Genomic DNA, 24016 nt, shown 5'->3' with positions numbered 1-24016 from the left:
TCCGACCCGCGGACATCGCGGCTTCGCGCACAAGGGCGCTTTTCGCCGGCGGTTGCGGCGGTTATCATCGGCCGCCAGGAGATCCCGATGGCCCAAGGCACCCCGCATCGCGACAACCCCGACCTGACCGACCTGGCCGATTCGGCCTGGCTGGACGTGTTGCAGGCGGTGGACCGCACCTATGCCGAACTGGTCGCCTATCAGGAACGGCTCGAGGCCAAGAACCACGAGCTGGACGCGCTCAGGCGGTTCATGGCCTCAGTGTTGCAATCGGTGTCGGACGTGCTGATGGTGGTGGACCGCAACCACCGCCTGCAAGAGGCCAGCCGGTCGCTGGGCCGGATGCTGGGCCGCCCCGAATCCGATCTGCCGGGCACGCCGCTTTCCGATCTGGTGACCGACGCCTCGCAGGCCGAACTCGCCGCGGCGGTGGACCGGGCGATGGCGGCGCGCGCCTCGCAGATGGTCGAGATCGACATCGCCACGCCGCAGGGTCCCGCGCCGCTGGAAGTGTCGATCGCGCCGCGCCTGGACGATCGCGGCCGCGCCACCGGGGCGGTGCTGACTGGGCGGCCCCTGGGCGAGCTGCGCCGCGCCTATGCCAAGTTGTCGGAAAGCCACAAGGCGCTGCAAGAGGCGCAGGCGCAGCTGGTGCGCAACGAAAAGCTGGCCGCGTTGGGACGGCTGCTGGCGGGCGTGGCGCATGAGCTGAACAATCCGATCAGTTTCGTCTATGCCAACGCTCATGCGCTCGAAAAATACGTCAGCCGGTTCGAGACCTATTTCCAGAAGGTGCAGGAAGGCGCCGACCGCGAGGAACTGATCCGCCTGCGCCAGGAGCTGAAGCTGGACCGCGAGCTGCGCAACCTGCGCGCGGCGATCGACGGCGCCCGCGACGGGGCCGAACGGGTGCGCGACATCGTCGAGGATCTGCGCCGGCTGTCCGCCGAAGGCTCGGGCGAGATCACCGAGTTCGACCTGGCCGAAACCGCCCGCGTGGCCGCGCATTGGGTCGAACGCGGCGCCCGGCGGCAGGTGACGCTGACGCATACCGGCGATGCCCATGTGCCGGTGCGGGGGCGGCCGGGGCACATCCAGCAGGTGATCATGAACCTTGTCCAGAACGCCCACGACGCGGTGGAAAACGTGGACGACCCGCGCATCACCATCGACACCCGGACCGAAAACGGTCGTGCGGTTCTGTGCGTGCGCGACAACGGCCCCGGCGTGCCGCCCGACAAGGCCACCGCGATCTTCGACCCGTTCTACACCACCAAGGACGTGGGCCGCGGCACCGGGCTGGGACTTTCCATCTCGCACAAGATCGCGCAGGAACATGGCGGGCAATTGCGCCTGTGCCCGTCCGAATCCGGCGCCTGCTTCCGGCTGGAACTGCCATTGGAGACCCGCGAATGAACCTGCTCTGGATGCAATCGGCCGGCTGTGGCGGCTGCACCATGTCGCTTTTGTGCGCCGAGGATCCCAACGTGCTGGATCTGCTCGACACCGCCGGCATCCGCCTGCTTTGGCACCCCGCGCTCAGCCAGGAGACCGGCACGCAGGTGCGCGCCCTGCTGGAGCGGATCGAGGCGGGCGAAGAGACGCTCGACATTCTCTGCGTCGAGGGCGCGATCCTGCGCGGGCCGAACGGGACGGGACGGTTCCAGGTGCTGGCGGGCACCGGGCGGTCGCTGCTGGACTGGGTGCAGGCGCTGGCCGCGCGCGCGGGTCATGTGGTCGCCGTAGGCAGCTGCGCGGCCTTCGGCGGGGTGTCCTCGGCCGGCGACAACATCACCGATGCGGTGGGGCTGCAATACGAGGGCAAGCATCCGGGCGGCGCGCTGCCGGCGGGGTTCCGGGGCCGCGCCGGGCTGCCGGTCGTCAACGTCGCGGGCTGCCCCACCCATCCCGGCTGGGTGGCCGAGACGCTTCTAATGCTGGCCGAGGGGACGATGGGGCCGGAGGCGCTGGACGAGCTTGCCCGGCCGCTGTTCTTCACCGAGACGCTGGCCCATCACGCCTGCCCCAAGAACGAATTCTACGAATACAAGGCCAGCGCGCAGAAGCTGTCGCAGCAAGGTTGCCTGATGGAGCATCTGGGCTGCGTCGGCACCCAGGCCGCCGCCGATTGCAACATCCGCACATGGAATGGCGAGGGCAGCTGCACCCGTGCGGGATATCCCTGCATCAACTGCACCGCTCCCGAATTCGAGGAGCCCCGCCACGCCTTTACCGAGACGCCGAAATTCGCCGGCATCCCCGTGGGCCTGCCCACCGACATGCCCAAGGCGTGGTTCATGGCGCTGGCCTCGCTGTCCAAGGCCGCCACGCCGCCGCGGCTCAGCGCGAACGCCACCGCCGACCGGATCCTCGTCCCGCCAAGACCGGGGGCGCCGCGCAAATGACCGACCCGACGCGAACGCTGCTCGTCGGCCCGTTCAACCGGGTCGAGGGCGATCTGGAAATCCGGCTCGAGGTCGAGGACGGGCAGGTGCGCGCGGCCTATGCCAATTCGCCCCTGTTCCGGGGGTTCGAGCGGATGCTCGTTGGCAAGGATCCGCGCGATGCGATGACCATCACCCCGCGCATCTGCGGCATCTGCTCGATCAGCCAGTCGGCGGCGGCGGCCGCGGCGCTCGGTTCGCTCACCGGCGCCCACCCCGCCCCGCAGGGGGCGCTGGCCGCGGCGATCCTGCACGGGGTGGAGAACCTCGCCGACCATGTAACCCATTTCAACCTGTTCTTCATGCCCGATTTCGCCCGCCCCGCCTATGCCGGCCGCGACTGGCACGACACGGCGGTGGCGCGCTTCACCGCCGCCCAGGGCTCGGCCATCCGCGCCACGGTCGAGGCGCGGGCCAAGCTGTTCCACATTGTCGGGCTTCTGGGGGGCAAGTGGCCGCACACGCTGGCGATCCAGCCCGCCGGCGTCACCCGCGCGCCCTCCGCCCGCGACCGCCAGCGCATCCGCCTGTCGCTGGCCGGTTTCCGGCGCCATCTCGAAGACGTGCTGTTCGGCGCCCCTATCGAAGCCTTCGCCGGGCTGAAGAGCCTTGATGCGCTGATGGGCTGGAGCACGGGCGATGCCGGGCTGTTTCTGCGCATCGCCGCCGATCTGGAGTTGGATGGGCTCGGTCGCGGGCCGGGGCGGTATCTGTCCTTCGGCGCCTATCCGCTGGCCGAGGGGCGCGCCATGGCGGAGGGCATCTGGGCCGAGGGGCGCCACCAGCCGCTCGACACCGCCGCGATCACCGAGGATCTGACCCATGCCTGGATGCTGGGCCGGGCCGCGCATCCCGCCCACGGCGTGACCGAACCCGACATGGAGATGACCGAACCCGCCTACAGCTGGTGCAAGGCGCCGCGGTTGGGCGGGCGGACGATGGAGGTGGGCGCGCTGGCGCGCGCGGTGGTGGACGGACACCCGCTGGCGCTCGATCTTGCTGCGCGCGGCGGCGGGGTGCTGGCGCGCATCGCCGGGCGGCTGCTGGAAATCGCGCGCACCCAGGTCCTGCTGGAAGAGTGGGCCGCGGCGCTCGATCCGGGCGCGCCCTTCATGGCCGACATGCCCCCCATCCGCGACGGCTCGGGCGAAGGGCTGGTCGAGGCCGCGCGCGGCGCGCTCGGCCACTGGATCCGGGTCGAGGGCGGGCGCATCGCGGGCTATCAGATCGTGGCGCCCACCACCTGGAACTTCAGCCCGCGCGATGCCGAGGGCACCCCCGGCCCGGTCGAGGCGGCGCTGGTCGGCGCACCGGTCCGCCCGGACGAGGATACGCCGCTTGCCGTCCAGCACATCGTGCGCAGCTTCGACCCCTGCATGGTTTGCACGGTGCATTGATGGGCGCAGCGTCGGGCCGCCGCATCCGCGTGCGCGGACAGGTGCAGGGGGTAGGGTTCCGCCCCTTCGTGTGGGATCTCGCCCGCCGCATGGAGATCACGGGAGACGTGCGCAACGATGCCGAGGGCGTGCTGATCCATGCCGCCGGTCCCGCGCTTGACGCCTTTGAACGCGCGCTGGCGACCGAGGCCCCGCCGCTGGCCGAGGTGCAGGCGGTGGAAAGCGCGCCCCATGTCTTTGACTGCGCGCCCGAGAGGTTCGAGATCGTCGCCTCGGCCGGCGGCACGGCGGATACCGGCGTGACGCCCGATGCCGCCACCTGCCCCGCCTGCCTGGCCGAAATCCGCGACCCGGCCGAACGGCGTCACGGTTATGCCTTCACCAACTGCACCCATTGCGGGCCACGCTTCACCATCCTCGACCGCCTGCCCTATGACCGGGCGAAGACCTCGATGCGCGCCTTTGCGATGTGCCCTGCCTGCCGCGCCGAATACGAAAACCCCGCCGACCGCCGGTTCCACGCCCAGCCCATCGCCTGCCCCACCTGCGGCCCGCGCCTGTGGCTGGAGGTGGACGGCGCCGAGCAGCCCGGCGACCCCATCGCGCAGGCCGCGGAGATGCTGCGCGCGGGCGCGATCCTTGCCGTCAAGGGGCTGGGCGGGTTCCACCTGGCCTGCGACGCGCTGAACGGCGCGGCCGTGCAGCGCCTGCGGGAGCGCAAGCGCCGACCCGCCAAGCCCTTTGCCCTGATGGGTGACTTGGACATGATCCGCACCCATGCCGATGCCGGGCCCGAGGCCGAAGCGCGGCTGACCGACCCCGCCGCGCCGATCCTGCTGTTGACCGCGCGCGGCGCCGCTCTGCCCGAGGCGGTGGCACCGGGACAGGACACGCTGGGATGGATGCTGCCCTCCACGCCGCTGCATCACCTGCTGCTGGATGCCTTCGGGGGGCCGCTGGTGATGACTTCGGGCAATCTTTCGGGTCAGCCGCAGGTGATCGGCAATGACGAGGCGCGGGCGAAGCTTGCGCCCTTCGTCGATGGTTTCCTGATGCATGACCGCGACATCCTGCGCCGGCTGGACGACTCGGTGGAACGCCTGACGCCGCAGGGACCGATGATCCTGCGCCGGGCGCGCGGGCGGGTGCCGGGCACGCTGCCCCTGCCGCCGGGGTTCGAGGACGCCCCGCAGGTGCTGGCCTTTGGCGGACAGCTCAAATCCGCGATCTGTCTGACGAAATCGGGCCGGGCGCTCTTGTCGCATCACCTGGGCGATCTCGACGACCGGCTCTGTTACGACGAATTCCGCAAGGCCGATGCCGATTACGCCGGGCTGTTCGACCACCGCCCCCAAATCTTCGCCTGCGACCTGCATCCCGGCTATCGCGCCTCGCAGCACGCCAAGACCCGCGCCAGAGCACACGCGGATGGCGCGCTGATCCGCGTCCAGCACCACCACGCGCACATGGCCGCCTGCATGGCGGAAAACGGCTGGCCGCGCGATGGCGGGCCGGTTGCGGGGATCGTGCTCGACGGGCTGGGGCTGGGCACGGATGGCACGATCTGGGGCGGCGAAATCCTTGTCGGCGACTACGTCGGTTTCCGCCGTGCCGCACATCTGGCCCCCGTTCCGCTGATCGGCGGCGATGCCGCGCAGCGCGAGCCCTGGCGCAACCTGCTGGCGCGGCTCGATGCGGCGGGGCTGGGCGCGTTGGCCGATGAAATTCTTGCGGGCCGCGACCTGTCCCTGCCCCGCGCCGCCGCCGCGCGCGGGGTGAACGCGCCGCTTTCCTCCTCGGCAGGCCGGCTGTTCGACGCCTTCGCCGCCGCGCTGGGGCTGGTGACCGGCGCGCAGAGCTTCGAAGGGGAGGCTGCGATGCGGCTTGAGGCACTGGCCCGCAGCGCGCCGGAGGCGCTGTCCCGCCCCTACCCGTTCGACGCCGCCGGTGATGCGCTTGACCCCGCGCCGCTGTTTCGCGCTTGGGCAGACGACCGAGCCGCCGGCGTGTCGCCCGCGATCATGGCCGCGCGATTCCACGCCGGACTGGCCGAGGCGTTCTGCGCCCCCGCGCGGGCGCTGATCGAAGGCGGCGCGGCGCGGGCTGTGGCGCTCTCGGGCGGGTGTTTCCAGAACGCCACGCTGCTGGATCTGTGCGCCCGGCGGCTGGAGGGGCTGCCCCTGCTGATCCACCGCAAGGTGCCGGCCAATGACGGCGGGCTGGCGCTGGGGCAGGCGCTGATCGCTGCGGCGGGCGGCGGCGGGGATGGGCGGTAAGCTCGTTTCCACCCGCTGCAAGGTAAGGTAACGGCGCGACCGGATACCGTGGTATGCAGATCCCCCGTTCCCGCCCGTTAACCGTCTGAAAAATCGGCGGGAACCGCCTGCCGCATCAATCCCGCCGCATTTCCCTTTATCGCGCCGCACCGCGCGGCATCCTTTACCGGGAAGGAACCCGACCCGCGCCAGGCGGGCGGGGAATCAATTGCAGCAACGGAGGAGGGGCACGCCTTGAAGCCCAGGGAAACCTTCTATGACGTGATGCGCCGCCAGGGGATCACCCGGCGCAGCTTCATGAAATACTGTTCGCTCACGGCCTCGGCGCTGGGGCTGGGGCCGGCTTTCGTGCCGAAGATCGCCCACGCGATGGAAACCAAGCCGCGCACCCCGGTGATCTGGCTGCACGGGCTGGAATGCACCTGCTGTTCGGAAAGCTTCATCCGCTCGGCGCATCCGCTGGTCAAGGACGTGGTGCTGTCGATGATCTCGCTGGACTACGACGACACGCTGATGGCGGCGGCCGGCCACGCCGCCGAACGGGCGCTGGAAGAGACCATCGAGCAATACCGCGGCAACTACATCCTGGCGGTCGAGGGCAACCCGCCGCTGAACGAGGACGGGATGTTCTGCATCACCGGCGGCAAGCCCTTCGTGGAAAAGCTGCGCCATGCCGCAAAGGACGCCAAGGCGATCATCAGCTGGGGGGCCTGTGCCTCTTATGGCTGCGTGCAGGCGGCCTATCCCAACCCCACGCAGGCCACGCCGGTGCACAAGGTCATCACCGACAAGCCGATCATCAAGGTGCCCGGCTGCCCGCCGATCGCCGAGGTGATGACCGGCGTCATCACCTACATGCTGACCTTCGACCGTCTGCCCGAGCTCGACCGCCAGGGCCGGCCGGCGATGTTCTACGGCCAGCGCATCCACGACAAGTGCTATCGCCGGCCGCATTTCGACGCCGGCCAGTTCGTCGAGGCCTGGGACGACGAGAACGCGCGCAAGGGCTATTGCCTCTACAAGATGGGCTGCAAGGGGCCGACCACCTACAACGCCTGCTCCACCATCCGCTGGAACGAGGGCGTGAGCTTCCCCATCCAGTCCGGCCATGGCTGCATCGGCTGCTCCGAGGACGGGTTCTGGGATCAGGGCAGCTTCTATGACCGGGTGACCGACCTGACCCAGTTCGGCGTGGAATCCAATGCCGACAAGATCGGCATGACGGCGGCCGCCGGCGTGGGCGGCGCAGTGGCGCTGCACGCCGCCGTCTCGGCGCTGAAGGCCGCGCAGCGCAAGACACAGAACGACGTTTCCGAGGAGGCCTGATAGATGGTTGTTCAAACCCCCAACGGTTTCGAGCTGGACAATTCCGGGCGCCGGATCGTCGTGGATCCGGTGACGCGGATCGAGGGCCACATGCGCTGCGAAGTCAACGTGGATGAAAACGGCGTGATCCGCAACGCCGTCTCCACCGGCACCATGTGGCGCGGGCTAGAGGTGATCCTGAAGGGCCGCGACCCGCGCGATGCCTGGGCCTTTACCGAACGCATCTGCGGGGTGTGCACCGGCACCCACGCGCTGACATCCGTGCGCGCGGTCGAGGACGCGCTGGGGATCACCATCCCCGACAACGCCAACTCGATCCGCAACATCATGCAGCTCAACCTGCAGATCCACGACCACATCGTGCATTTCTATCACCTGCACGCGCTGGACTGGGTGAACCCCGTGAACGCCCTGCGCGCCGACCCCAAGGCGACGTCCGAGCTGCAACAGACGGTGGGGCCGAACCACCCGCTGTCCAGCCCGGGCTATTTCCGCGACGTGCAGAACCGGCTGAAACAGTTCGTCGAATCCGGTCAGCTGGGCCTGTTCAAGAACGGCTATTGGGACAACCCCGCCTATCGACTGCCCCCCGAGGCCGACCTGATGGCGGTGACGCACTACCTCGAGGCGCTGGATCTCCAGCGCGAGGTGGTCAAGATCCACACCATCTTTGGCGGCAAGAACCCGCACCCCAACTGGCTGGTGGGGGGCGTGCCCTGCCCGATCAACATGCACTCCACCGGCGCGGTGGGCGCGATCAACATGGAACGGCTGAACCAGGTCTCGACCATCATCCAGCTGTGCCAGGACTTCGTGCGCAACGTCTATATCCCCGACGTGGTGGCGATCGGCGGCTTCTACCGCGACTGGCTGTATGGCGGCGGGCTGTCCAGCCAGGCGGTGCTCGCCTATGGCGACATCCCCGAACATGCCAACAATTTCGACGCCGACCAGCTGCACCTGCCGCGCGGCGCGATCATCAACGGCAACCTCGACGAGGTGCATGACGTCGATGTGCGCGACCCCGAGCAGATCCAGGAATTCGTCGATCACAGCTGGTATGATTATGGCGAGCCGGGCCGCGGCCTGCACCCGTGGGACGGCGTCACCGAGGCGCGCTTCGAGCTGGGCGCGAACACGGTCGGCAGCCGCACCAATATCGAGAACATCGACGAGGCCGCCAAATACAGCTGGATCAAGGCACCGCGCTGGCGCGGCCACGCGATGGAGGTGGGGCCGCTGGCGCGCTACATCATCGGCTATGCCAAGGGGCATGACCAGATCACCGATCAGATCAAGGGACTGTTGCGCACCATGGACCTGCCGGTGGAGGCGCTGTTCTCGACACTGGGGCGCACCGCGGCGCGGGCGCTCGAGGCCGAGTATTGCGCCGATCTGCAGCGGTATTTCTTCGACAAGCTGGTGACCAACATCCGCAACGGCGACGAAAGCACCGCCAATATCGAGAAATGGGAACCGTCGAGCTGGCCGAAACAGGCCCGCGGCGTCGGCATGACCGAGGCGCCGCGCGGCGCGCTGGGGCACTGGGTGTCGATCGCGGATGGACGCATCGAGAACTATCAATGCGTGGTGCCCACCACCTGGAACGGCAGCCCGCGCGATGCCAAGGGCAATATCGGCGCCTTCGAGGCCAGCCTCATGAACACGCCGATGGAACGCCCCGACGAGCCGGTGGAGATCCTGCGCACCCTGCACAGCTTCGACCCGTGCCTGGCCTGTTCCACCCATGTCATGTCGCCCGACGGCGACGAACTGACCACCGTAAAGGTCCGCTGAAGGAGGCATCCATGAAACGACTTGCAACCGTTGCCGCCATTGCGGCGCTGACCGCCACCCCGGCGCTGGCCCATACCGGCGTGGGCGGCACGTCGGGCCTTGTCGCGGGCTTCGTGCATCCTCTGATGGGGGTGGATCACCTGCTGGCGATGGTGACGGTCGGGCTGTGGTCCGGCTTTGCCCTGCCGCGCCATGTCTGGGCCGGCGCGGCCAGCTTTCTGGCCGCGATGGCCGCCGGCGCGGCGCTGGCCTGGGGCGGCGTGGCCCTGCCCTTTGTCGAAGGTGGAATAACCCTGTCGGTCATCGCCTTCGGCCTGATGACCGTATTCGCCCGGCCCGGTCAGGGCGTTCCGGCCAGCGCCGCCACGCTGGCGACGATCGCGGGCTTTGCCATCTTTCACGGTCACGCCCATGCCAGCGAGGCCACCGGCGCCGCGCTGGCCTATCTGGCCGGCTTCCTGGCCGCCACGGCGGCGCTGCACCTGGCCGGGATCGGGCTGGCCCGCGCGGTGGCCGACGGCCGGCTGACGGCCCTTCTGCAACGCGGGATCGGCGGCGGGGTGGCCGTTGCCGGCATGGCCCTGATGCTGGGGTAAGCCATGGCACACGATACCATCCATGTCCCCAACCCCGATGTCGAACCGCTGAAATCGGCGCGACTGGCCGGCGACGCCACCGAAACCGATGTCGAAAGCATCCGCCGGCGCACATCGGTCTTCGTCTACGAATGGCCCGTCCGGCTGTGGCACTGGGTCAACGCGCTGGCGATCCTGGTGCTGGCGGTCACCGGCTGGTTCATCGGATCGCCGCCGCCGTCCATGCAGATCGGCGAGGCCACCCACCAGTTCGTGTTCGGCTATATCCGGTTCGCCCATTTCGCCGCCGGGCTGATCCTGACGGTGGGCTTTCTGGGCCGCATCTACTGGGCCTTCGTCGGCAACCACCACGCCCGGCAGCTCTTTCGCCTGCCGCTGTGGAACCGCCGCTGGTGGTCGGAAGTGTTCTATGAACTGCGCTGGTATCTGTTCCTGGAACGCGAGCCCAAGAAATATGTGGGCCACAACCCGCTGGCGCAGGCGGCGATGTTCCTTTTCATGACGCTGGGGCTGAGCTTCATGATCGTCACCGGGCTTGCACTCTACGGCGAAGGTCTGGGCGCGGGGTCCTGGGCCGACCGGCTGTTCGGCTGGGTGATCCCGCTGGCGGGCGGCAGCCAGGCGCTGCATTCGATCCATCACCTGGGCATGTGGGCGATCGTGATCTTTGTCATGATCCACGTTTATGCCGCGATCCGCGAAGACATCATGTCGCGCCAGTCGATGGTGTCCACCATGATCTCGGGGCATCGCACCTTCAAGGACGACCGCCCCGAGTAAACCGCGCAGGGACGATTCATCTCACCAATCCGGCGGGCTGAGGCCCGCCGTTTTTCATATGGTCAATTCTCTTTCGGTTTTTCGCAACATTGGCTAGCTTCTTTTCATGACGACTCGCGCCGGCATACCACAGCACACGGATATCTGCTTGAAAAGCAAGCATTTACAAAACATCGGGCGGAGTTGCAGTTTTTGCCCACCTTCAGGGTGAAAGCTTTATTTTCGGTTCTGCGCCGGATCGACAATCACCTGTCCGGCGGCGAGCGACAGGGAGAGAGCATGACTTCCAGGACACTCATTCTGGGCATCGGCAACGTGCTTTGGGCCGACGAAGGCTTTGGCGTGCGCTGTGTCGAGGCGCTGGCCGAACGCTGGCGCTTTGACCCGACGGTGCGGATCATGGATGGCGGAACGCAGGGTCTCTACCTGCTGCCCTTTCTGGAAGAGGCCGACCGGCTGGTCGTGTTCGACGCGGTGGATTACGGGCTGGCGCCGGGCACGCTGAAGGTGGTCGAGGGCGACGCGGTGCCCGCCTTCATGGGCGCCAAGAAGATGAGCCTGCATCAGACCGGCTTTCAGGACGTGATCGCCACCGCGCAGCTGATGGGATACTGCCCGGAAACGCTGGTGCTGATCGGCTGCCAGCCCGAAGAGCTCGAGGATTACGGCGGCGGGCTGCGCGCCGTGGTGGCGGCGCAGATCGACCCGGCACTGGAGATCGCGCTGGACCGGCTGCGCGCCTGGGGTCACGAGATCGCCCCCGGCCGCGCCGAGGGCGCCGAGCTGGCCGACCGCGCCATCCGCCGCGATGCCTATGAAGAGGGCCGCCCTTCGGCCGAAGAGGCCTGCCGCATCGGCGATGCCCGGTTTCTGCCGACGCGGTGCTAGGCCCATGTGCGTCGGCATCCCCATGCGGATCATCGCCTGCGACGGCATCGCTGCCACCGCGACCGACGGCCGGCGCGAGGCGCGGATCGACCTGTCCCTGACCGGCCCGCAGCCGCCCGGCACCTGGGTGCTGAGCTTTCTGGGGGCCGCGCGCGAGGTGCTGCCCGAGGACGAGGCGCTGAAGATCCGTGCCGCGCTGGACGGACTGGCCGCCGTCATAGCCGGGGGCGAGCCGGGCGATGCCTTTGCCGATCTCGAGGAAACCGGCCCCACCCTGCCCCCGCATCTGGCCGCCGCAAAGGCCGCCGGCAAGACCATCGCCTGAGGAGACGCGCCATGATCCACCCCCTGATCGACCGACTGACCACCGAACTCGGCTGGCCGCATCTGGAGGATGCCGAAAGCCTGGCGGCCTTCACCACCGCGCCGGGGACGCATGTGGTCTTTGTCCCCGGCGATCCCGCGCGCAACCTCGAAACCCCCGATGTCGCCGTGATCCTGCCCGAGCTGCGCATGGCCTTTCAGAACCGGTTCGACTGCGCCGTGGCCGGCAACGGGATCGAGAAGACGGTTTGCGAACTGGCCGGGGCCTACAAGACGCCCAGCCTGATCTTTTTCCGCGCCGGCCAGCCCATAGGCGCCATCCCCAAGGTGCGCGACTGGGCCGACTACATGGCCCGCACCACCCATATCCTGGCTGCGCCCGCCCCCGAAACTGCCGCCGAAACCGCCTGAAGGAGAAGCCGACCATGGCCAATTTCCACCTGCCGCCCGTGGGTTTCGGCCCCGGATCCCAGCCCGAGGACGCCGACGGCGCGCCGCAATACCTGCCGATGCCGCAGGAGATGCGCGTCTTCGTGCCACCCAGCCCCGAGGTCACCGATCCCACCCGGCTGGCCCCCGCGCTGAGGCTGCTGCGCGAGCTGGCCGCCGCCTGCCGGGTCTGCGCGCAGGACGGCACCCGCGCCGAGTTCGACCTCGCACCGCTCGATGCCGAGAACCGCGCGCTGATTGCCGAAACGCTGGGCCAGGGCGAGGTATCGATCCGCATCCGCGGCGTGCCGGCGGTGGCCGTGCAGGAAAGCGTCTTTGCCGGGGTCTGGGTGCTCTCGGGCCGGGGCATCGACCGCATCGAGGTCGCGCCAATCCCGGCGCCGGCGATCAGCCGCGCCTTCGACCCGGTCCGCGCCGCGATGGGGGCGGAGGCGCCGCGCGGGCCGGCGGTGGTCAACGCCCCGCCGCTGCTGGTGGAGCTGCAGGACAAATCCGCCGCCTGGACCGCGGGCGTCGCGCCCCATGTCATCAACCTCTCGCTGCTGCCCCATACCGAGGATGACCTGCTCTGGCTCGACGCGGCGCTTGGCGAAGGCTCGGTCACGATCCTGTCGCGCGGCTACGGCAACTGCCGGATCACCGCCACCGCCCTGCCCCATGTCTGGCGGGTGCAGTTCTTCAACTCGATGGATACGCTGATCCTCGACACTTTCGAGGTCACGGCAATGCCCGAGGTGGCGCTGGCCGCGCCCGAGGATCTTTCGGACAGCGCCGATCGCCTGACCCGCGTGCTGGAGACGATCCGATGACCACCTTCGAAAGCGGCTATCACGCCGACCCGCAGGGCTTCAGCCCGCAGGCGGTGCTGGAATGCAAGATCTGCTGGACCCCCTACGACCCCGCCCGGGGCGACGAGCACCGCCAGATCGACCCCGGCACGCCGTTCCGCGACCTGCCCGAGGACTGGTCCTGCCCCAATTGCGGCGCGCCCAAGGAACATTTCCTGGTCAGCCGCGACCCCGGCGCGACCGAGATGCTGGAAGCCGCGCGCATCCGCGCCCGCACCGACCGGCTGGTGGCCGATTTCCGCGAGATCTGGAACGCCAAGATGCGTGACGTGCCGATGGTCAACCGGGCGCTGTCGATCGAGGCGGTGGGGTTCCGGCTGCATGAGGGCCGGCCTCTGGGCGTGCTGGTCAGTCCGTGGTTCATGAATCTCGTGCTGCTGCCGGCCGAGGACGAGGACTGGTCGCGCCTCACCCCCGGCGACAAGGAAGTGATCGGCTTTCCCTCGGGCGACTACGAGTTCATCCACAACGTCCGCGAGACGGTTGGCGGCTACAAGGCCTGTTCGCTGTTTTCGATGATGGGCGAGTTCCGCACCCAGGCCCAGGCGGTCGAGGTCGCCCGCGCGGTGATGGTGGCACTTTTCGACGAGGCCAACCGCGCCGAAACCGACCGTCAGGCCGAGATCCGCGCCGCGCGCGAGGCCGAACTGGCGCCAGAGCCCGCGCCCGCTGACGCGGTGCCCGACCTGTCGGAACCCTCGCGCCGCGCGGTGATCACCGCCGGGCTGGCCCAGGACGGCTGAAATGACATACGCCCGCCCTCTTTGCTCCCCCCGGCTTGTCGCCCGGCCCGCACCCGCCCTGCCGGTGGCGCGGCTGGTTGTCGGCAAGCCGGTCGAGACGGCAGCCGACATCCTGCCTCGGCTATTCAACCTGTGTCGCGCGGCGCAGGGGGCGGCGGCGCGGCTGGCGCTGGGGCTGCCATTGGCGGAGGGCTGGCGGGAAACCCTGCGCCACGAGATCCTGCGCGACCACCTGATGCGGCTGTTCCTTGTCTGGCCGGCGCGGCTGGGCATGGGCGCCGGCGCCCCGCCGGCGGGCTGGGAGCGCGACGCGGGCGTCGTGGCGCGCGCCGTGTTCGGCCCCGCGGCCCGCGCGCCCGCGACCCCCGAGGCGCTGACGGCCTTCCTCGGCTCTGGTCATGGGGCGGCCCCCGTGCTGGTGCGGATCGGTGACGCCTTCGGCCCCGGCGCGGCCTGCGCGGAGTTGCCCCTTGTCACCCCTGAGGCGGCGCTGACGCCCGGCGCGGTAGAAAACTCGGTCGCCGCCCGCCATGCCGGCCATCCCGCCCTGCGGACGCTGGCGGCGCGCCACGGGCGCGGGCCGCTGTGGCGCGCTGCGGCGCGGCTCTATGACATCGCCGCATGCCTTGAGGGCACATTGCCCGCGCCGCTCACCCCCGCACCGGGTGTTGCGCTTGTCCCCGCGGCGCGCGGGCTCTATGCCGTCAGGGCAAAGGCCCGCGATGGCCGGGTGGCCGCGTTCGCCCGCGTCACGCCCACCGACCACCTGCTGGCCCCGGGCGGCGTGCTGGAGCAGAGCCTTGCCGCGCTGCCGGCGGACAGGACGGGACTTGCGCCGCTGGTTCTGGATATCCTCGACCCGTGCAGCCCGGTGCGGCTGGAGGAGGCGGACGATGCATGAGATGTCGCTGTGCGAAGGGATCCGGCAGGTGATCGAGGATCACGCCCGCGCCAACGGCGTCACGTGCGTGCGCCGGGTGCGGCTGGAGATCGGCCGTTTCGCGGGGGTCGAGAAACCGGCGCTGGAATTTGCCTTTGAAGTGGTGATGCGCGGCAGCGTGGCCGAGGGCGCGGAACTGGTGATGCTGGACCTGCCCGGCCGCGCCCTGTGCTATGACTGCGCCAGGGAAGTCGAGATCGCCGACCGGCTGGACCCCTGCCCCGAATGCGGCGGCGGGCGGCTGATGCCGACCGGCGGAGATGAAATGCGGATCAAGGATTTGGAGGTCGTCTGATGTGCACGGTTTGCGGATGCGGGGATGCCAAGGTCGAGGGCCACGCCCACGATCATGACCACGATCATGAACATGGCCACGCCCACCACCACGGGCATGGTCACGGACACCACCATCACCACCACGGCGATCTGCATTTCGGCCAAGGCCCCGCCGGCGTCGCCGTGCCGGGAATGAGCCAGGAACGCCTGATCGAGATCGAGACGGACATCCTGGCCAAGAACGACCGCTACGCCGCCGAGAACCGCGCCTTTCTGCGCGGGCGGGGGGTGTTTGCGGTCAACCTCGTGTCGTCGCCGGGCTCGGGCAAGACCACGCTGTTGTGCAGGACGATCGAGGCGCTCGGCGACCAGCCGCTGGCGGTGATCGAGGGCGACCAGCAGACCGCCAACGACGCCGACCGCATCCGCGCCACCGGGGCGCCCGCGGTGCAGGTCAATACCGGCAAGGGCTGTCATCTGGACGGTCACATGGTGGGCCACGCCATCGAACACCTCGACCCGCGCCCGGAAAGTTTCCTGTTCATCGAAAATGTCGGCAACCTCGTCTGTCCCGCCGGGTTCGATCTGGGCGAGGACTGCAAGGTGGCGATCCTGTCGGTCACCGAAGGTGAGGACAAGCCGCTGAAATATCCCGACATGTTTACCGCCGCGCGGCTGGCCATCCTCAACAAGGTGGACCTTGCCCCGCATTGCGACGTGGATCTGGACCTTTACGAATCCAACCTGCGCCGGGTGAACCCGGACATCGAAACCCTGCGCGTTTCGGCCCGCACCGGCGAGGGGATGGAGGCCTGGACCGGCTGGCTGCGCGCCCGCCTGGCCGACAAGATCCGACCGAGAGCCGCGGAATGAGCACCGGGAAGCTGCCCACCGTCCTGCTGATCGACGACGAGGAACATTCCCTCGCCGCGATGCGCATGGCGCTGGAGGACGAGTTCGATTGCCTCACCGCCACCAGCGCCGACGAGGGCTGGCGGCTGATGGAGGAGAACTATGTCGAGGTCATCTTCTGCGACCAGCGGATGCCGGGCAAGACGGGGGTGGAGTTCCTGACCGAGGTGCGCGACCGCTGGCCGGAAACGGTGCGGATCATCATCACCGGCTATACCGACACCAACGACATGATCGCCGCGATCAACGCGGCCGGGATCTACCAGTTCGTCACCAAGCCCTGGCATCCCGACCAGCTGTTGATGGCGGCGCGCAATGCCGCGCATCTGTTCCAGCTCAGCCGCGACCACGACCGCATGGCGCTCGAGATGCGCTATCTGGCCAGCCGCGCCGAAAGCCAGCTGGAACAGCGCCGCAAGGCCCTGCGCGAAGGGCTGGGGTTCGAAAAGGTGCTGCGCGCGCCCAATTCGCCGATGAACGCAGTGGTGATGCAGGCCCGGCAATATGCCAGCTTCGACGTGCCGGTGCTGCTGATCGGCGAGGCGGGCACCGGCAAGACCACGCTGGCGCGGGCGATGCACTATACCTCGTTGCGGTCGGACAAGCCGTTTCACGAACTGAACTGCGCAGGCCTGACCGACGATCTGCTGCAGGTGGAACTGTTCGGGGCCAAGCGCGGCGCGCTGCCGGGGCTGGCGTCGAACCGGATCGGACTGTTTCAGAAGGCCGACCGGGGCACGCTGTTCCTGAACGGGGTGGATACGCTGAGCCCGGCGATGCAGCTTGCGCTGTTGCGGGTGGTGACCGAGGGCGCGTTCCAGCCCGTCGGCGGCCACGAGACGCAGAACACGAACCTGCGGCTGATGACCGCCAGCCACTGCGACCTGCGCGCCCTGGTGGCGCAGGGCCGGTTCCGGTCCGACCTTTACCACGCCCTTTCGGTGGCCGAGATCGCCGTGCCGCCGCTGCGCGACCGGCGCGGCGATGTGGCCGTGCTGGCCCGGCACATGCTGTTCGACGCCGCATCCGCCCATGGCAAGCCGGTGCACGGGCTGTCGGACGAGGCGTTGGAGTTTCTGGAGAACTACCACTGGCCGGGCAACCTGAAGGAGCTGGAAAACGAGATCACGCGGATGCTGATCTTTGCCCAGGACAGCGTGCTGGGCCCCGAGCTGATCTCGCGCCACATCCTGCAGGCGCCGCGCGGCAGGGGCAACGCCGACCGTGGCGCCGATCACGCCGCCGACGCCGTGCTGGCGGCGGGCGGCACGCTGAAGGAGCGGGTCGAGGCGATCGAGATGCGCATCCTGCGCGAAACGCTCACCCGGCTGAAATGGAACAAGAGCCGCGCGGCGGCGGAACTGGGGCTGTCGCGGGTGGGGCTGCGGGCCAAGCTTGACCGCTACGGCATCGCTCCGCCGGTCCGCTGCGCCGAACAGCAAGAGGAGGCCTGACCCATGTGCCACGCAGTGCCTGCGCGGGTGACGCAGGTTCACCCCGGAGAGATGGCCGAGGTCGATCTGGCCGGCGCGCGCAAGACGGTTTCGACGGTGCTGGTGGGCGCGGTCGCACCGGGCGATTACCTGCTGGTCCATGTCGGCTATGCGCTCGGCCGGATCGACCCGGACGAGGCCGAGGCGACGCTGGCCGCTCTGGCCGAGCTGGGAGAGGCACCATGAAATACGTGGACGAATTCCGCGCCCCCGATCTGGCCCGCGCGCTGGCCGCGCAGATCGCCGCCGAGGCGCAGCCCGACCGCGAATTCCGCCTGATGGAGTTCTGCGGCGGCCACACCCACGCGATCTTTCGTTACGGGGTGAAGGATCTGCTGCCTGCCAATGTGCGCATGATTCACGGCCCCGGCTGCCCGGTCTGCGTGCTGCCGATCACGCGGCTCGACATGGCGATCGCGCTGGCCCGCCGGCCGGGCGTGATCCTGTGCAGCTATGGCGACATGCTGCGCGTGCCCGGCTCGCGCCGGCAGTCGCTCTTGAAGGCCCGTGCCGAAGGGGCGGACATCCGCATGGTGGGCTCGACGATGGACGCGATCCGCCTGGCCGAGGAGAACCCCGAGCGCGAGGTGGTGTTCTTCGCCATCGGGTTCGAGACCACCACGCCCCCCACGGCGGTGGCGGTCAAGGCGGCCGAGGCCAAGGGGCTCACCAATTTCAGCGTGTTCTGCAACCATGTGCTGACGCCCGCGGCGATCACCAACATCCTCGAGGCGCCCGAGATCCGGCAGATGGAGGCGGTCGAGATCGACGGCTTTCTGGGGCCGGCGCATGTGTCGGTGGTGATCGGCTCGCAGCCCTACGACTATTTCGCCGAGGAGTTCGCCAAACCCGTGGTGATCGCCGGGTTCGAACCCATAGACGTGATGCAGTCGATCCTGATGCTGGTGCGCCAGATCAACGAAGGCCGGGCCGAGGTCGAAAACCAGTATACCCGCGCGGTCACCCATACCGGCAACGCCGCCGCCAAGGCGCTGGTGGCCGAGGTGTTCGAGCTACGCCGCAGCTTCGAATGGCGTGGGCTGGGGCGGGTGCCCTATTCGGCGCTGCGCCTGCGCGACCGCTTTGCCGCCTTTGACGCGGAACGGCGGTTCGAAATGGCCCCCGGCCGCGCGGTCGAGAACAAGGCCTGCGACTGTCCGAAGATCCTGCGCGGCGCGGCGGTGCCGACCGACTGCAAGCTCTTTGGCAAGCAATGCACGCCGCAGACGCCGCTGGGATCCTGCATGGTGTCCGACGAAGGCGCCTGCGCCGCCTATTACAAATACGGCCGCCGCCGCGCGGCCCCGAACCGAATGGAGGCCGCGGAATGAAGCACGCGACATTCGAAAAGGGCGTGGTCGAGATGGGCCACGGCGCCGGTGGGCGCGACATGGCCGACCTCATCCGCCACCTCTTCGTGACCGCCTTCGACAATCCCGACCTCACCGGCGAGGAAGATCAGGCGATCCTGAGCTTCCCGGCCGGGCGCATGGCGATCTCGACCGATGCCTTCGTGGTTTCGCCCATGTTCTTTCCCGGCGGCGACATCGGGGCGCTGGCGGTGAACGGCACCGTCAACGACGTGGCGATGGGCGGGGCGGATCCGGTGGCGCTGAGCGCCTCCTTCATCCTCGAGGAAGGGCTGCCGCTGGCCGATCTCGCGCGGGTGGTGGGCTCGATGGCGCAGGCGGCGCGGACGGCGGGCGTGCACATCGTCACCGGAGACACCAAGGTGGTGGAGCGCGGCAAGGGAGACGGCATCTTCATTACCACCACCGGCTTCGGCCAGGTGCGCGAGGGCGTCAGCCTTTCCGCCCGCAACGGGAGGCCCGGCGACGTGGTGCTGGTGTCGGGGACGCTGGGCGATCACGGCGTGGCGGTGATGGGCCGCCGCGAGGGCTTTGATTTCGACACCAACATCGTCAGCGACTGCGCCGCACTCAACGGGCTGGCGGGCGCGCTCTTGGACGCGGTGCCCCAGACCCGGCTGATGCGCGACCCCACCCGCGGCGGGCTGGCGGCGGTGCTGAACGAGATCGCCGAGGCCAGCCGCGTCGGCATCGCCATCCGCGAAGACGCCCTGCCGATCCGACCCGGCGTGGCCGGCGCCTGCGAGATCCTCGGACTCGACCCTCTCTACGTCGCCAACGAGGGCAAGCTGGTGGCGGTGGTGCCGCCCGAGCAGGCCGAGATCGCGCTGGCGGCGCTGCGCGCGCATCCGCTGGGGCGCGAGGCCGCGATCATCGGCGAGCTGCGCGCCGATCCCGACCATTTCGTCGAGATGGAAACCGCCTTCGGCGGCCGGCGCATGGTGGACTGGATCGCCGGCGAGCAACTGCCGAGGATCTGCTGATGCGTATCCTGATCCTCACCCACGCCTTCAACAGCCTCACCCAGCGGATCTGGCTGGAGCTGACCGAGGCCGGCCATGAGGTCGCCGTGGAATTCGACGTCAACGATGCCGCCACCCGCCGCGCGGTGGCGCGGCTGCGCCCCGATCTGCTGCTGGCCCCCTTCCTCAAGCGCGCTATCCCAGAAGATGTCTGGCGCACCCTGCCCTGCCTTGTGGTGCATCCCGGCCCGCCGGGCGACAAGGGGCCAAGCGCGCTGGACCGCGCGGTGCAGGAGGGCGCGCCCGAATGGGGCGTTACCGTTCTGCAGGCGGTGGCGGAGATGGATGCCGGCCCGGTCTGGTCGCATCGCCGCTTCTCCATGCGGACGGCCACCAAATCGAGCCTCTACCGCCGCGAAGTGACCGAGGCGGCGGTGGCGGCGGTGGCCGAGGCGCTGGAGCGGTTCGAACAGGGGCTTGGCCCCGCCCTGCGCGACAACGGGTCCGAGCCGATGCGCCCGGTCCTGCCGCAGGCAGACCGCGCCATCGACTGGGAGCGCATGACCACGGCCGAAGTGCTGGCCCGCATCCGCGCCGCCGACGGTATGCCGGGCGTGCGCGACGAGATCGAGGACCATCCGGTGTGGCTGCACGACGCGCTTCCCGCCGACGCCAATGGCACCCCCGGAGCGGTCATCGGCCGTGGCGAGGAGGCGATCCTGCGCGCCACCGCCGATGGCGCGGTCTGGATCGGCCAACTGCGGATGACCCTGCCCGGCGAGGCGCGCACGCTGAAACTGCCCGCCGTCGAGGCGCTGCGTCTTTTGGGCGTGCCGCTGCCGCCGCGCGTCGATCTGCCCGGAGAACCGAGCCGGGTGGAAACCGAACGCCACGGCGAAATCGCGCTGATCCGCTTTCCGTTCCACAACGGCGCGATGAACCTCGGCCGCTGCCGGGCACTGGAAGCCGCGATCCGCGCGGCCGCGGCCAGCGATGCCCGCGCCATCCTGCTGACCGGCGGGGCGGAGTTCTGGTCGAACGGCATCGACCTGGCCACGATCGAGGCCAGCGACAGCCCCGCCGAGGCGTCGATGCAGCTGATCGAGGCGATCGACGACGTGTGCCTTGCCCTGCTCGAGGCGCGCGACAAGTGGGTGGTGTCGCTCATGCGCGGCAATGCCGGGGCGGGGGGCGTGTTCATGGCGCTGGCCGCCGATGAGGTGCTGGCCCGCGACGGCGTGGTGCTGAACCCGCATTACAAGAACATGGGCAATCTCTACGGCTCGGAATACTGGACCTATCTGCTGCCGCGCCGGCTGGGGGAAGAGGGCGCGCGGGAATTGATGGAGACGCGCCTGCCGCTGTCGGCACGGGGCGCGCTGCGGCTGGGGCTGATCGACGGTTTGGTCGAGGCCGGCCCGGACGCGGCCGAGGCCGAGGCGATGGCGCGGCTGCGCGCGCGGCTGGACGAGCCGGGTTTCGAGGCCCGGCTGGCCGCCAAACAGGCCCGCCGCGAACGGGACGAGGCCGAAAAGCCGCTCGCGCATTACCGCGCCGAAGAGCTGGAGCGGATGCGGCTGAATTTCTTCGGATTCGACACCAGCTATCATGTGGCGCGTTACAATTTCATCACCAAGGTGCCGAAGTCGCGCACGCCGCATTATCTGGCGCGGTTGACACGCTGCGGCTGAGGGGTTCCACCGCATGCGTCGCGCACGCGGCGCGGCCGGCGCATGGGTATTTGGAACCAGAAAGAAGCAGGATCGCGTTCTGTCCTTTCAGCCGGGGGGCGAGGCGGCCAGGCGCAGGCGGACCTGTTTCTCCAATTCGACGATGGCGAAAAAGGCGACGCCGATGCCAATGACTATGGCGCCATCCACAAGCGTCACGGGCCGGGTCGCGAACACCCTGTGCATGAAAGGTGCGTAGGTGAAGAGGATCTGTCCGCCCACCACCACCGCCACCGCGATCCACACCGCCGGGGTGCCGCGCACGGCTTCCCATGTGAGCGAGGTGGCGTGGAAATTGCGGATGAAGAAGAGGTGAAAGATTTCCAGCACGATCACCGTGTTGACCGCCAGTGTCCGGGCCAGGTTCAGGTCGTAACCCTGCGCCAGCGCGTAGTTGAAGATGCCGTAGGTGCCGGCAACGAACAGGACCGAAACCAGCAGGACGTGCCAGACCAGCGTCTGGTCCAGCAGCGGGGCGTTCACGGCGCGGGGCGGGCGGCGCATGATGCCGGGTTCGGTACGTTCGAAGGCCAGCGCCACGCCCAGCGACCCGGCGGTGACCAGGTTGATCCACAGGATCTGCAGCGCCGAGAGCGGCATGGCCAGCCCCGCCAGCAGTGCAATCACGACCACCGCAGCTTCGCCGGCATTGGTGGGCAGAGTCCAGCTGACGACCTTGTGGATGTTTTCGAACACGGTCCGGCCTTCGCGCACCGCCGCCGCGATCGAGGCGAAATTGTCGTCGGTCAACACGAGGTCGGCGACCTCCTTGGCCGCGTCCGATCCGGTGACGCCCATGGCCACCCCCGCATCGGCGCGTTTCAGCGCCGGAGAGTCGTTGACCCCGTCGCCGGTCATGGCCACGATCTCGCCCGCGGTCTGCAGGGCGGTCACCAGCCGCAGCTTGTGTTCGGGCGTGGTGCGGGCAAAGACGTTGGTCAGGCGGGCCTCTTCCACCAGAAGCGCATCGTCCAGCCGGTCGAGATCGGCGCCCGTCAGCACCCGGTGGGCGGAGTCGATCCCGATCCGCGCGGCGATCGCCGAGGCCGTGGCCGCGTGGTCGCCGGTGATCATCTTGACCTTTATTCCCGCGCCGCGACATTCGGCCACGGCGGCGATCGCCTCGGACCGGGGCGGGTCGATCAGACCAGCGAGGCCCAGCAGAACCAGCCCGTCGCCCACCGAGTCGTGGCTCAGCGACCGCCATGCGCTCGGTGCGGTCATGACAGCGGCCGTGATCCAGAGGTTCCGGCCGGCCGTCCGGGCCGGCCTGCGCGGAACAGAGCGCCAGCACAGCCTCGGGCGCGCCCATGACATGCACCAGCGTCTCACCCCCGGACATTCGATCCAGCGTGGCCATATAGCGGTATTCGGCATCGAACGGGATCACAGCCAGGCGCTCGATCCCCGCGCGATCGGCCAGACGTCCGGCCTTTTCCGCCAGCACCAGCAACGCGGCTTCCATCGGGTCGCCGGCCACCGTCCGGCCATCGTCGCCGTCCAGCGGCGCACTGTCGTTGCAGGCGAGCGCAGCGGTGATCAGCCGATCGAGCGCGAGGTCGGTCGCCTGGCCGCGCGCGGCATCCGGGGCGGGCGCGTCCGAGGTATCGGGCAGGATCGAACCCCGGCCGAGATAGCCTTCGCCGGTCACGCGATAGTCCGCCGCCGCGGTGCCGAGGCTGGCCACCATCATCTCGTTGCGGGTCAGCGTCCCGGTCTTGTCGGTGCAGATCACCGTCAGCGCGCCCAGTGTCTCGATCGCCGGCAGGCGGCGGACAATGGCGTGGCGGGCCGCCATCCTGCGCACGCCCGCCGCCAGCGTGATCGTCAGCACCGCCGGCAGGCCTTCGGGGATCGCCGCCACCGACAGCCCGACCACGGTCATGAACAGCTCTTCGAACGGGTGGCGCTGGACGAAATGGCCATAGACGAGCAGCAGCGCCGCCGAGAACAGGATCAGCGCGGTGATCGCGCGTGCAAAGGCATCCATCCGTGCCACAAGCGGCGTGGTCAGTTCCTCGACCTCGGCAAGCATCCCGCTGATCCGGCCGATCTCGGTCGCCGCGCCGGTTGCCGTGACCACGCCCCGGCCCTGTCCGGCGACGATCAGCGTGCCCGAAAAGAGCATCGAACGACGTTCCCCCAGCGGCGCATCCCGTGCCACCTGTTCTGTGGACTTCCCGACCGGCACCGATTCGCCGGTCAGGATGGCCTCCTGCGCCTTCAGGCGGTTTGCCTCGATCAGCCTTGCATCCGCCGGCACCCGGTCGCCGGCCTCGACCAGAATCACGTCACCGGGCACGAGCTCTTCGGTCGGGATGCGCCGCCGGACCCCGTCGCGCAGCACGGTGGCCTGCGGGGCCAGCATCCGGTGCAGCGCCGCGATCGCGGCTTCGGCGCGGCCCTCCTGCACGAAGCCGATCACCGCGTTGACCAGCACCACGGCCAGGATCACGGCGGTGTC

General features: G+C 69.1%; 22 protein-coding genes and 1 pseudogene. 21 read left to right on the top strand and 2 right to left on the bottom strand.

The features are described 5' to 3' along the window. The first annotated feature begins 87 nt into the window (after positions 1-87). From C4S70_RS06660 to C4S70_RS06565, 21 genes are all read left to right on the top strand, one after another. A complete protein-coding gene (locus C4S70_RS06660) occupies positions 88-1416 on the top strand; it encodes a sensor histidine kinase (RefSeq protein WP_104007457.1) in 1329 nt (442 codons plus the stop codon). Next, a complete protein-coding gene (locus C4S70_RS06655) occupies positions 1413-2405 on the top strand; it encodes an NADH-quinone oxidoreductase subunit B family protein (RefSeq protein ID WP_104007334.1) in 993 nt (330 codons plus the stop codon). Before C4S70_RS06660 ends, C4S70_RS06655 begins: the two co-directional genes overlap by 4 nt. Further along, positions 2402-3841 (top strand): nickel-dependent hydrogenase large subunit, encoded by a 1440-nt coding sequence (locus C4S70_RS06650; protein ID WP_104007333.1) that lies wholly within the window; start codon positions 2402-2404, stop codon positions 3839-3841. The genes C4S70_RS06655 and C4S70_RS06650 overlap by 4 nt, the downstream gene beginning before the upstream one ends. Continuing rightward, entirely contained in the window at positions 3841-6117 is a 2277-nt protein-coding gene (hypF, locus tag C4S70_RS06645; RefSeq protein WP_104007332.1) for a carbamoyltransferase HypF, read from the top strand. The genes C4S70_RS06650 and hypF overlap by 1 nt, the downstream gene beginning before the upstream one ends. 234 nt (positions 6118-6351) lie before the next feature. Then, the gene (locus C4S70_RS06640; RefSeq protein ID WP_104007331.1) at positions 6352-7443 is read left to right on the top strand and encodes a hydrogenase small subunit; all 1092 of its coding nucleotides are present in this window, start codon (positions 6352-6354) and stop codon (positions 7441-7443) included. Positions 7444-7446: 3 nt separating this feature from the next. Continuing rightward, positions 7447-9240 (top strand): nickel-dependent hydrogenase large subunit, encoded by a 1794-nt coding sequence (locus C4S70_RS06635; protein WP_104007330.1) that lies wholly within the window; start codon positions 7447-7449, stop codon positions 9238-9240. 11 nt (positions 9241-9251) lie between these two features. After that, positions 9252-9836, top strand: coding sequence for a HupE/UreJ family protein (locus C4S70_RS18800; RefSeq protein WP_200822735.1), 585 nt, complete (start codon positions 9252-9254; stop codon positions 9834-9836). Positions 9837-9839: 3 nt separating this feature from the next. Next, on the top strand, positions 9840-10616 hold the full coding sequence (gene cybH / locus C4S70_RS18795; RefSeq protein ID WP_200822734.1) for a Ni/Fe-hydrogenase, b-type cytochrome subunit: 777 nt from the start codon (positions 9840-9842) through the stop codon (positions 10614-10616). Positions 10617-10895: 279 nt separating this feature from the next. Next, positions 10896-11504: a HyaD/HybD family hydrogenase maturation endopeptidase gene (locus C4S70_RS06625; RefSeq protein ID WP_104007456.1), complete on the top strand. Its 609-nt coding sequence runs from the start codon at positions 10896-10898 to the stop codon at positions 11502-11504. Between the two features lie 4 nt (positions 11505-11508). Next, entirely contained in the window at positions 11509-11829 is a 321-nt protein-coding gene (locus tag C4S70_RS06620; RefSeq protein WP_104007329.1) for a HypC/HybG/HupF family hydrogenase formation chaperone, read from the top strand. An 11-nt stretch (positions 11830-11840) separates the two neighbouring features. Then, positions 11841-12239, top strand: coding sequence for a thioredoxin domain-containing protein (locus C4S70_RS06615; RefSeq protein WP_104007328.1), 399 nt, complete (start codon positions 11841-11843; stop codon positions 12237-12239). 14 nt (positions 12240-12253) lie between these two features. Then, the gene (locus tag C4S70_RS06610; RefSeq protein ID WP_104007327.1) at positions 12254-13087 is read left to right on the top strand and encodes a hydrogenase expression/formation protein; all 834 of its coding nucleotides are present in this window, start codon (positions 12254-12256) and stop codon (positions 13085-13087) included. Next, entirely contained in the window at positions 13084-13869 is a 786-nt protein-coding gene (gene hybE / locus C4S70_RS06605; RefSeq protein ID WP_104007326.1) for a [NiFe]-hydrogenase assembly chaperone HybE, read from the top strand. Before C4S70_RS06610 ends, hybE begins: the two co-directional genes overlap by 4 nt. A 1-nt stretch (position 13870) precedes the next feature. After that, on the top strand, positions 13871-14770 hold the full coding sequence (locus tag C4S70_RS06600; RefSeq protein ID WP_104007325.1) for a hydrogenase expression/formation protein HupK: 900 nt from the start codon (positions 13871-13873) through the stop codon (positions 14768-14770). Next, complete coding sequence (gene hypA / locus C4S70_RS06595; protein WP_104007324.1) at positions 14763-15104, top strand: hydrogenase maturation nickel metallochaperone HypA; 342 nt, start codon at positions 14763-14765, stop codon at positions 15102-15104. Before C4S70_RS06600 ends, hypA begins: the two co-directional genes overlap by 8 nt. After that, positions 15104-15958: a hydrogenase nickel incorporation protein HypB gene (gene hypB / locus C4S70_RS06590; protein ID WP_104007323.1), complete on the top strand. Its 855-nt coding sequence runs from the start codon at positions 15104-15106 to the stop codon at positions 15956-15958. Before hypA ends, hypB begins: the two co-directional genes overlap by 1 nt. Further along, positions 15955-17451, top strand: a complete 1497-nt coding sequence (locus C4S70_RS06585) for a sigma-54-dependent transcriptional regulator (RefSeq protein WP_104007322.1) — start codon at positions 15955-15957, stop codon at positions 17449-17451. The genes hypB and C4S70_RS06585 overlap by 4 nt, the downstream gene beginning before the upstream one ends. Positions 17452-17454: 3 nt before the next feature. Then, the gene (locus C4S70_RS06580) at positions 17455-17676 is read left to right on the top strand and encodes a HypC/HybG/HupF family hydrogenase formation chaperone (RefSeq protein ID WP_104007321.1); all 222 of its coding nucleotides are present in this window, start codon (positions 17455-17457) and stop codon (positions 17674-17676) included. Then, a complete protein-coding gene (hypD, locus tag C4S70_RS06575) occupies positions 17673-18821 on the top strand; it encodes a hydrogenase formation protein HypD (RefSeq protein ID WP_104007320.1) in 1149 nt (382 codons plus the stop codon). Before C4S70_RS06580 ends, hypD begins: the two co-directional genes overlap by 4 nt. Then, positions 18818-19843: a hydrogenase expression/formation protein HypE gene (gene hypE / locus C4S70_RS06570; protein ID WP_104007319.1), complete on the top strand. Its 1026-nt coding sequence runs from the start codon at positions 18818-18820 to the stop codon at positions 19841-19843. Before hypD ends, hypE begins: the two co-directional genes overlap by 4 nt. Next, the gene (locus tag C4S70_RS06565; protein WP_104007318.1) at positions 19843-21513 is read left to right on the top strand and encodes a hydrogenase maturation protein; all 1671 of its coding nucleotides are present in this window, start codon (positions 19843-19845) and stop codon (positions 21511-21513) included. Before hypE ends, C4S70_RS06565 begins: the two co-directional genes overlap by 1 nt. A gap of 87 nt (positions 21514-21600) precedes the next feature. Here the strand turns inward: C4S70_RS06565 and C4S70_RS19400 are convergent, their stop codons facing one another. Then, complete coding sequence (locus C4S70_RS19400) at positions 21601-22776, bottom strand: HAD-IC family P-type ATPase (protein ID WP_327315015.1); 1176 nt, start codon at positions 22774-22776, stop codon at positions 21601-21603. 112 nt (positions 22777-22888) lie between these two features. After that, positions 22889-23965: pseudogene (locus C4S70_RS19395) on the bottom strand (HAD-IC family P-type ATPase); the annotation flags it as partial. Between the last annotated feature and the right edge of the window lie 51 nt (positions 23966-24016).

The organism is Jhaorihella thermophila (genome assembly GCF_900108275.1).
GTDB classification, from domain to species: Bacteria; Pseudomonadota; Alphaproteobacteria; order Rhodobacterales; family Rhodobacteraceae; genus Jhaorihella; species Jhaorihella thermophila.
The sequence above is the reverse complement of the archived record's forward strand: the minus strand, read 5'-3'. Positions and strand labels throughout refer to the sequence as shown.